This window comes from Photobacterium sanguinicancri (genome assembly GCF_002265265.1).
Lineage (GTDB): Bacteria > Pseudomonadota > Gammaproteobacteria > Enterobacterales > Vibrionaceae > Photobacterium > Photobacterium sanguinicancri.
In genome coordinates this window covers 1-7,193 of record NZ_NOIF01000218.1, presented here as the reverse complement: position 1 = coordinate 7,193, position 7,193 = coordinate 1, and the positions used below count along the sequence as shown (strand labels likewise).

Below are 7,193 nucleotides of genomic sequence, written 5' to 3'. Positions count from 1 at the left end.
CATGATATTCGAATTGACTGTGCCAAAGCTTAAGTAAACTTAAGTTTTGTATTGGTCACTCAGTTCATTGATGCCAAATTCATTGCTACTTAAAAAGTAACAATGAACAGTTTTGACTATTCATTTCACGAGTGCCCACACAGATTGCATGGTCAAATTGTTAAAGAACATACTGACTTCGTAGCGGGCTTAGCGCCTTGCTCCGTGTCAGTGAGGTCGCATTATAGAGACTTCGATCGCATTGGCAAGGGGCTTTTTGAAATAACTTCAACAAAAGCACCCGACCGAACAAAATTACACCTAATCACCCTAAAGTGGTCAAATAACAACGCCAATCACTCTAATTATAGTGATGCTTGCTCTTCTATTTTCTCAACTAAACCCTGTGGTAGTCCTAATGCGTGAGATAACTGTGCTAAATAAGCCTTTTCCATGAAGTGATCAACATCAATTGCGAGTAATGAGACTAAATAGACTTCTGATGCTTGCTCTAGGTTGGTAACGTCCTTCGCCAATACAGCAGGATCTAGTGGTTCATTCATCCAGCGTGAAATTATGGTTTCAACATTTTCACCGACACCTTGCTGATGCACCCATCCCGTTATCGCTTGTTTTTCTGCTTCATCTACATGTCCATCAGATCTCGCAGCAAATACCATCGCTTTTAATAGCAATAAGTTTTCTGCGCTCGCCTCCGCTTTTACTTCAATGGCTTTATCATTAACCGAGGACGTAGATAAAGGTTGAGGAGCCGTCGATTCACTTGGCTGATCTTGCTGCCACTTTTTATAGGCCTGATAAGCCAATGTACCAGCAACAGCAGTGCCACCAACCATTGCCGCTTTGGTGCCATATTTCGAGACCATCTTTCGACTTTTCTTATTACCTAATAATGTGCCGATTAATCCACCGCCGACAGCGCCTTTAAGTAAATCGGTTTTATTCGATGATGAGCTTACTGCCGCCGACTTACCGTTATCCATAAGCTTGGTTGCTTGCCCTAACAATTGATCCATTAAGCTTTTCATAATGACTCCTTACTATAAGCTGATGCCAGTGTGATTACCCAACCACATTACAAGCCTCAAGATGAATCGAAAATGAATTCGCAGGTAAATTAAGGTAAAGGAAATAAATGCCGCATCTCTTTGCGCGTTTTGTTATTACGAATACAAAAACACCGAAGCAATCACTCACCTCGGTGTTTTCTATTAGCTGTACCCTAATAGTGGGTTGGCTATCGACTCAAGCCGCTTTATTGCTTCGTGACAATTTTACCGTCAGCCGCCACGACTTGAATCACTTTGCTGGGAACTAACTTACCCGACAAGATATCGTGAGCAAGTGGGTTCTCTATATATTGTTGAATAGCCCGTTTAAGTGGCCTTGCGCCATACACAGGATCAAATCCTGCTTTAGCAATTAATGCCAATGCACTCTCATCCAACGATAATTTATAGCCTTTCTCTTCAAGTCGTTGAACCAAACGTTCAACCTGAATACTTGCGATATGCTGAATATTCTCTTGACCGAGAGGGTGGAACACCACTGTTTCATCCACACGGTTAATAAACTCAGGGCGAAAATGGTGACTAACGACCTCTAACACCATGTCTTTTATGCCAGCATAATCTAATTCACCAAAGTTCTCTTGAATACGATCAGAGCCTAAGTTCGATGTCATGATGATTACACAATTTCGGAAATCAACGGTACGCCCTTGGCCATCAGTAAGGCGGCCATCATCTAATACCTGTAAAAGGATATTAAATACATCAGGGTGTGCCTTTTCTACTTCATCAAGCAAAATGACAGAATAAGGACGACGACGGACAGCTTCAGTTAAATAGCCGCCTTCTTCATAACCGACATAGCCAGGAGGTGCCCCCACAAGACGAGCTACTGAGTGCTTCTCCATAAACTCAGACATGTCGATACGAACCATATTGTCTTCGCTGTCGAACATGAATTTAGCCAAAGACTTACATAACTCTGTTTTACCGACCCCAGTTGGTCCTAAAAACAAGAAGGAACCAATCGGACGGTTTGGATCAGAGAGTCCAGCTCGACTACGGCGAATGGCATTAGATACGGCATCTACTGCTTCATCTTGACCAATCACACGCTTATGAAGTTCCTCCTCCATACGCAGTAATTTATCACGTTCACCTTCAAGCATTTTCGCAACAGGAATACCTGTTTGACGCGACAGAACCTCAGCAATTTCAGCTTCAGTCACTTTATTACGCAGCAAACTCATTTCCTGCATCTCAGCTTGGGCGGCCAAATCGAGCTGTTTTTCAAGCTCTGGGATTTTGCCATATTGCAGTTCAGACATACGATTGAGATCGCCTGCACGGCGAGCTATCTCCATATCCATTCGCGCTTGCTCAAGGGCGGTTTTGATATGTTGAGTGCCTGACAATGCCGCTTTTTCAGCTTTCCAGACTTCTTCTAATTCAGCGTAATCACGCTCTTTGCTTTCAAGCTCAAGATGTAAATCGCTCAAGCGCTTCTGGCTTGCATCATCACTTTCTTTGGCCAGCGCTTGTTGCTCTATTTTAAGTTGGATAATACGACGCTCTAAACGATCAAGTGATTCAGGTTTAGAGTCGATTTGCATACGAATGCTGGAAGCTGCTTCATCAATCAGATCGATTGCTTTATCGGGCAACTGACGGTCTGACACGTAGCGCTGCGATAAACGCGCAGCCGCAACAATTGCGGGGTCGGTAATTTCCACATGATGATGAAGTTCGTAGCGCTCTTTTAGACCACGTAAAATTGCCACGGTATCTTCAACCGTAGGTTCATCCACCAGCACTTTTTGGAAACGGCGTTCAAGCGCGGCATCTTTCTCTATATATTGACGGTATTCGTCCAGTGTTGTCGCACCAACACAATGTAATTCACCCCGCGCTAGTGCAGGCTTTAGCATGTTACCCGCATCCATAGAGCCTTCGCCTTTACCTGCGCCGACCATAGTATGAAGCTCATCAATAAAGAGGATGACACTCCCCTCTTCTTGCGATAGTTCGTTCAAAACAGACTTCAAACGTTCTTCAAATTCACCACGGTATTTCGCACCTGCGATCAATGCGCCCATATCCAGTGACAATACTCGTTTATTACGAAGACCTTCTGGCACTTCACCATTCACAATCCGCTGTGCGAGTCCTTCAACAATGGCCGTTTTACCCACACCAGGCTCACCAATGATCACTGGATTATTTTTAGTTCGACGCTGTAAAACTTGGATCGTACGACGGATTTCATCATCACGGCCGATCACAGGGTCGAGTTTGCCTTGCTCTGCTCGCTCAGTCAGATCGATGGTGAATTTTTCTAACGCTTGGCGGTTTTCTTCAGCATTAGGATCATCAATATTTTGTCCACCACGCACTTGGTCGATGGCTTTTTCTACCTTAGTCGCCGTTAAACCGAGTTCTTTCAGTAACTGTCCTAATGGACCTTTATCGTCAACGGCAGCCAAAATAAATAACTCAGAGGAGATGTATTTATCTTTTCGCTTTTGTGCCAGCTTGTCACACATGTTCAGCAACATCCCCATACTGTGTGAAAGCTGAACATCACCACCAATGCCAGTCACTTTAGGGAATTTATCAAGCTGTTCTGATAAGCGAGAGCGTAATTGCGTTGTATCAACATCCAGCATGGTCAATAACGGGCGGATCGTACTGCCATTTTGATTCAGCAACGCCGACATCAAATGAGCGGGTTCGATATACTGATGGTCTCGCCCTAATGCAAGCGATTGTCCGTCAGATATCGCCATTTGAAATTTACTGGTAAATCGGTCAAGACGCATAAGTCCTCCCATATCGATATTATTTCTCTCTAATATATATGGAGTTGATCTCTCAGAATTTCAACACAACCGCGAAGAGTTTGTTATGCAAACTTACTAAATAACGCCTGATCGATATGCCCTACCAGACATATAAACTAATTTTTCTTCATTCACGATAATTTAAATGGAATGCCATTCTAAATATTGACAGGCAAATATAGAATGCCGTACCATTTAAACAATACGACGTTCCATATCGAGGAAAAATCATGTTCAAGAAAGGCCTAACTACCAGCGCTGTTATCATTGCCGCACTTGCTTCATCTACTCATGTTATGGCGCAACGCGATATTCAGGAAAAACGCCAAGAAGTACGTCAAGAAGCGCGAGTTGAATCCCGTACTGAAGATCGCATTGAAAACCGTCGCAATCCCAAAACGGCAGCGACAAATATTGTGGTTATTCAAAATGCCATGATGCGCACAGTCAGTTATAAAGGTGTTGTGCTGCTACACGATACCGTAAACCAACGATTCTACCGTGCAAAAGACAACGGCTACGAGCTGTACTCTGTCCCCTTTGGTGCAAATGTAGTTCAGCTGTCACAAGCAAACCCGATGAATATCACCATTATTAACTAATGGCTTAATCTCAGAACATAAAAAAGCCCTGCAAGGTAATGCTTGCAGGGCTTTTTTCATTGTCGCTACGGATTAATTAAAAAAGATTATTCAATCCAAATCAAACTCGCTTGACGACCCGTCACGCCATCACGGCGATAAGAGAAGAAAGTATCAGATTCAGTCACGGTGCAGTGCTCTCCCCCATAAATATGGGTAATACCGCTATGGCATAGGCGCTGACGAGCTAACTGATAAATATCAGCTAGCCACTTTTCACCGTGTGCTGTAAATGCACACTCGGCTTCAGGAAGCACAGCCATAAACTGCTGGCGTACTTCTTCTCCCACCTCAAATTGCTGTGGGCCAATAGCAGGGCCTAACCATACAAGTATGTCACTACTTGGCGCATTAAATAATGCTAATGCTTGTTCAATAATGCCATCGACTAAACCGCGCCACCCCGCATGAACAGCCGCGACTTGCGTACCCGCTTTATCACACAATAAAACAGGCAAACAATCGGCCGTCATTACAGTGCAGGCGATACCCGATTGCTGGGTATAACTGCCATCTGCATCGACAACTTCAAGCAAAGGTTTCGTTAGCGTTAAGACTGTCGTGCTATGTGTTTGATTTAACCAAGCCGGTGATGATGGCAGTTGTAGCTGTTGCTGCAAACTATCACGATGATGACAAACCGCCAGAGGATTATCCCCCACATGCAAACCCAAGTTAAAACTTTGGTAAGGCGCGACACTGGTTCCACCGACTCGTGTTGTGCTAATTGCTTTCACATTCGTAGGTGCAGGCCAGTCAGGGATAATTTGCGTTGTCATCATCTCATCACATCCATTGGTGTTAGCTGACGTTAGCTGCTGACATTAATAGTCATCAACGCCATGCTCGACTTTATCTTTACGTAGAATGTCGATCATCGCCACCATATCGTTTGGTAGCGGTGCATGCCATTCCATCACTTCACCCGTCATTGGGTGAGCAAGACGCAACATACGAGCATGCAGTGCTTGACGGTCAAATGCGCGTAACGCGGCAATTAACTCATCAGATGCATGGCGTGGAGGACGCGGACGGCCACCGTATTGCACATCACCCACTAGCGGGTAAGTCAGGTATGACATGTGAACACGGATCTGGTGCGTACGACCCGTCTCAAGACGTAAAATCAAACGCGTATGTTCACGGAAGTGCTCTGCAACACGGTAGTGTGTAATTGCAGGTTTACCTAACTCGTGAACAGCCATGCAGATTCGTTTAGTCGAGTGACGACCGATTGGTTTTTCAATCGTGCCACCGCCCGTCATTTTACCAATAGCGATAGCTTCGTATTCACGCGTAATTTTACGCTTTTGTAGCGCGCGCACTAAACGTGTTTGCGACTGGATTGTTTTAGCCACAACCATCAAACCGGTCGTGTCTTTATCCAAACGGTGCACAATACCAGCTCGCGGTACTTCAGCAAGCAACGGACAATGATGCAATAACGCATTCAATACCGTGCAATCTGGCGTACCGGCGCCTGGGTGAACCACGAAGTCACGAGGTTTGTTGATCACGATAATATCGTCATCTTCATACACAATATTCAACGGAATATCTTGTGCTTCCCAACGAACTTCATCTTCAATCTCTGCAATAATGTGCAGCTCTTCGCCACCCATCATTTTTGCGCGTGGCTTATTAACGACGCTGCCGTTAACCGACACCATGTCGCCAAGAATCCAATCCTTGATGCGAGATCGAGAGTAATCTGGATATAATTCTGCGATAACCTGGTCTAGACGTTTGCCTAGCTGGCTCTCATTTACTGTATTTGTTAACTCTATTTGCTGTGCCATAGCGAACTTTTTCAAAAAGCGTGAGACTAAATGCCAAACGCTGAGTAAAATAACCTAATAGTGTCATTGTATCTGTTAACGGCTCTCACCGTAATGGATCACAGAAATAAAATTTTTGATCAAGGAATCTGACGCCGTAATGAAACGCCTGACTCTCACAGCGATTCTTGCTGTCGCCCTTCTTTCGGGCTGTTCCAGCACTGATGAAGTTGTGCCAGATGTGCCACCTTCTGAGCTTTATGCCACTGCGCAAGAAGCCCTACAAAGTGGTAGCTGGACAAAAGCCATCGAACGTTTGGAAACGCTCGACTCACGTTATCCATTCGGTGCCTACTCTGAACAGGTACAATTGGATCTCATTTATGCCTACTACAAGAACGACGATCTCGCGTTAGGTGAAGCCACCATTGACCGTTTTAATCGTTTAAATCCAGTTCATGAAAAAACAGACTGGGTAATGTACATGCGTGGTCTCACTCATATGGCACAAGACCGTAGCTTTATGCACGATCTGTTTAGTGTCGATCGCCACGACCGCGATCCCGTACCTGCACGTACGGCTTTCCGTGACTTCAAACGTTTACTCGATCGCTTCCCAGACAGCCAATATGCTGCAGATGCGAAAGCTCGTATGATTTTCCTGAAAAATCGTCTTGCTGATTACGAGTTAGCCACTGCTGACTTTTATGTTCGCCGTGAAGCATGGGTAGCTGCCGTTAACCGCTGCCAGCAAATCCAACGTTTATACCCGGATACTGAAGCGGCGCGTAAATCATTGAATTTAATGCTAACCGCATATGAAGCATTAGGACTTGAAGAGCCCATTGCCAATACTAAAAAGCAAATTGCGCTTAATCCAAGTTAATGAACTAGCGTCATAAATGAAAAACGGCAGCCTGAGGC

General features: G+C 44.7%; 6 protein-coding genes. 2 read left to right on the top strand and 4 right to left on the bottom strand.

Annotated features, from left to right (window positions below):
* Positions 1-344: 344 nt before the first annotated feature.
* Positions 345-1,028 carry a tellurite resistance TerB family protein gene (locus tag ASV53_RS21490; protein ID WP_094958609.1) on the bottom strand — a complete coding sequence of 228 codons (684 nt, stop codon included), beginning with the start codon at positions 1,026-1,028 and terminating at the stop codon, positions 345-347.
* Positions 1,029-1,255: 227 nt separating this feature from the next.
* Entirely contained in the window at positions 1,256-3,829 is a 2,574-nt protein-coding gene (gene clpB / locus ASV53_RS21485) for an ATP-dependent chaperone ClpB (RefSeq protein ID WP_094958608.1), read from the bottom strand.
* A 251-nt stretch (positions 3,830-4,080) separates the two neighbouring features.
* Here clpB and ASV53_RS21480 point away from each other — a divergent pair, with 251 nt between their 5' ends.
* Complete coding sequence (locus ASV53_RS21480; RefSeq protein ID WP_062688039.1) at positions 4,081-4,452, top strand: hypothetical protein; 372 nt, start codon at positions 4,081-4,083, stop codon at positions 4,450-4,452.
* Between the two features lie 86 nt (positions 4,453-4,538).
* Here the strand turns inward: ASV53_RS21480 and pgeF are convergent, their stop codons facing one another.
* On the bottom strand, positions 4,539-5,273 hold the full coding sequence (pgeF, locus tag ASV53_RS21475; protein WP_239928882.1) for a peptidoglycan editing factor PgeF: 735 nt from the start codon (positions 5,271-5,273) through the stop codon (positions 4,539-4,541).
* Positions 5,274-5,315: 42 nt separating this feature from the next.
* The gene (gene rluD, locus ASV53_RS21470) at positions 5,316-6,290 is read right to left on the bottom strand and encodes a 23S rRNA pseudouridine(1911/1915/1917) synthase RluD (protein WP_094958607.1); all 975 of its coding nucleotides are present in this window, start codon (positions 6,288-6,290) and stop codon (positions 5,316-5,318) included.
* A gap of 139 nt (positions 6,291-6,429) precedes the next feature.
* Here rluD and bamD point away from each other — a divergent pair, with 139 nt between their 5' ends.
* The gene (gene bamD, locus ASV53_RS21465) at positions 6,430-7,155 is read left to right on the top strand and encodes an outer membrane protein assembly factor BamD (protein WP_094958606.1); all 726 of its coding nucleotides are present in this window, start codon (positions 6,430-6,432) and stop codon (positions 7,153-7,155) included.
* Positions 7,156-7,193 lie beyond the last annotated feature (38 nt).

Excerpts from the sequence above, each read along its gene's own strand:
- ASV53_RS21490 (WP_094958609.1), bottom strand. The coding sequence starts at position 1,028 with ATGAAAAGCTTAATGGATCAATTGTTAGGGCAAGCAACCAAGCTTATG.
- clpB (WP_094958608.1), bottom strand. The coding sequence starts at position 3,829 with ATGCGTCTTGACCGATTTACCAGTAAATTTCAAATGGCGATATCTGAC.
- ASV53_RS21480 (WP_062688039.1), top strand. The coding sequence starts at position 4,081 with ATGTTCAAGAAAGGCCTAACTACCAGCGCTGTTATCATTGCCGCACTT.
- pgeF (WP_239928882.1), bottom strand. The coding sequence starts at position 5,273 with ATGATGACAACGCAAATTATCCCTGACTGGCCTGCACCTACGAATGTG.
- rluD (WP_094958607.1), bottom strand. The coding sequence starts at position 6,290 with ATGGCACAGCAAATAGAGTTAACAAATACAGTAAATGAGAGCCAGCTA.
- bamD (WP_094958606.1), top strand. The coding sequence starts at position 6,430 with ATGAAACGCCTGACTCTCACAGCGATTCTTGCTGTCGCCCTTCTTTCG.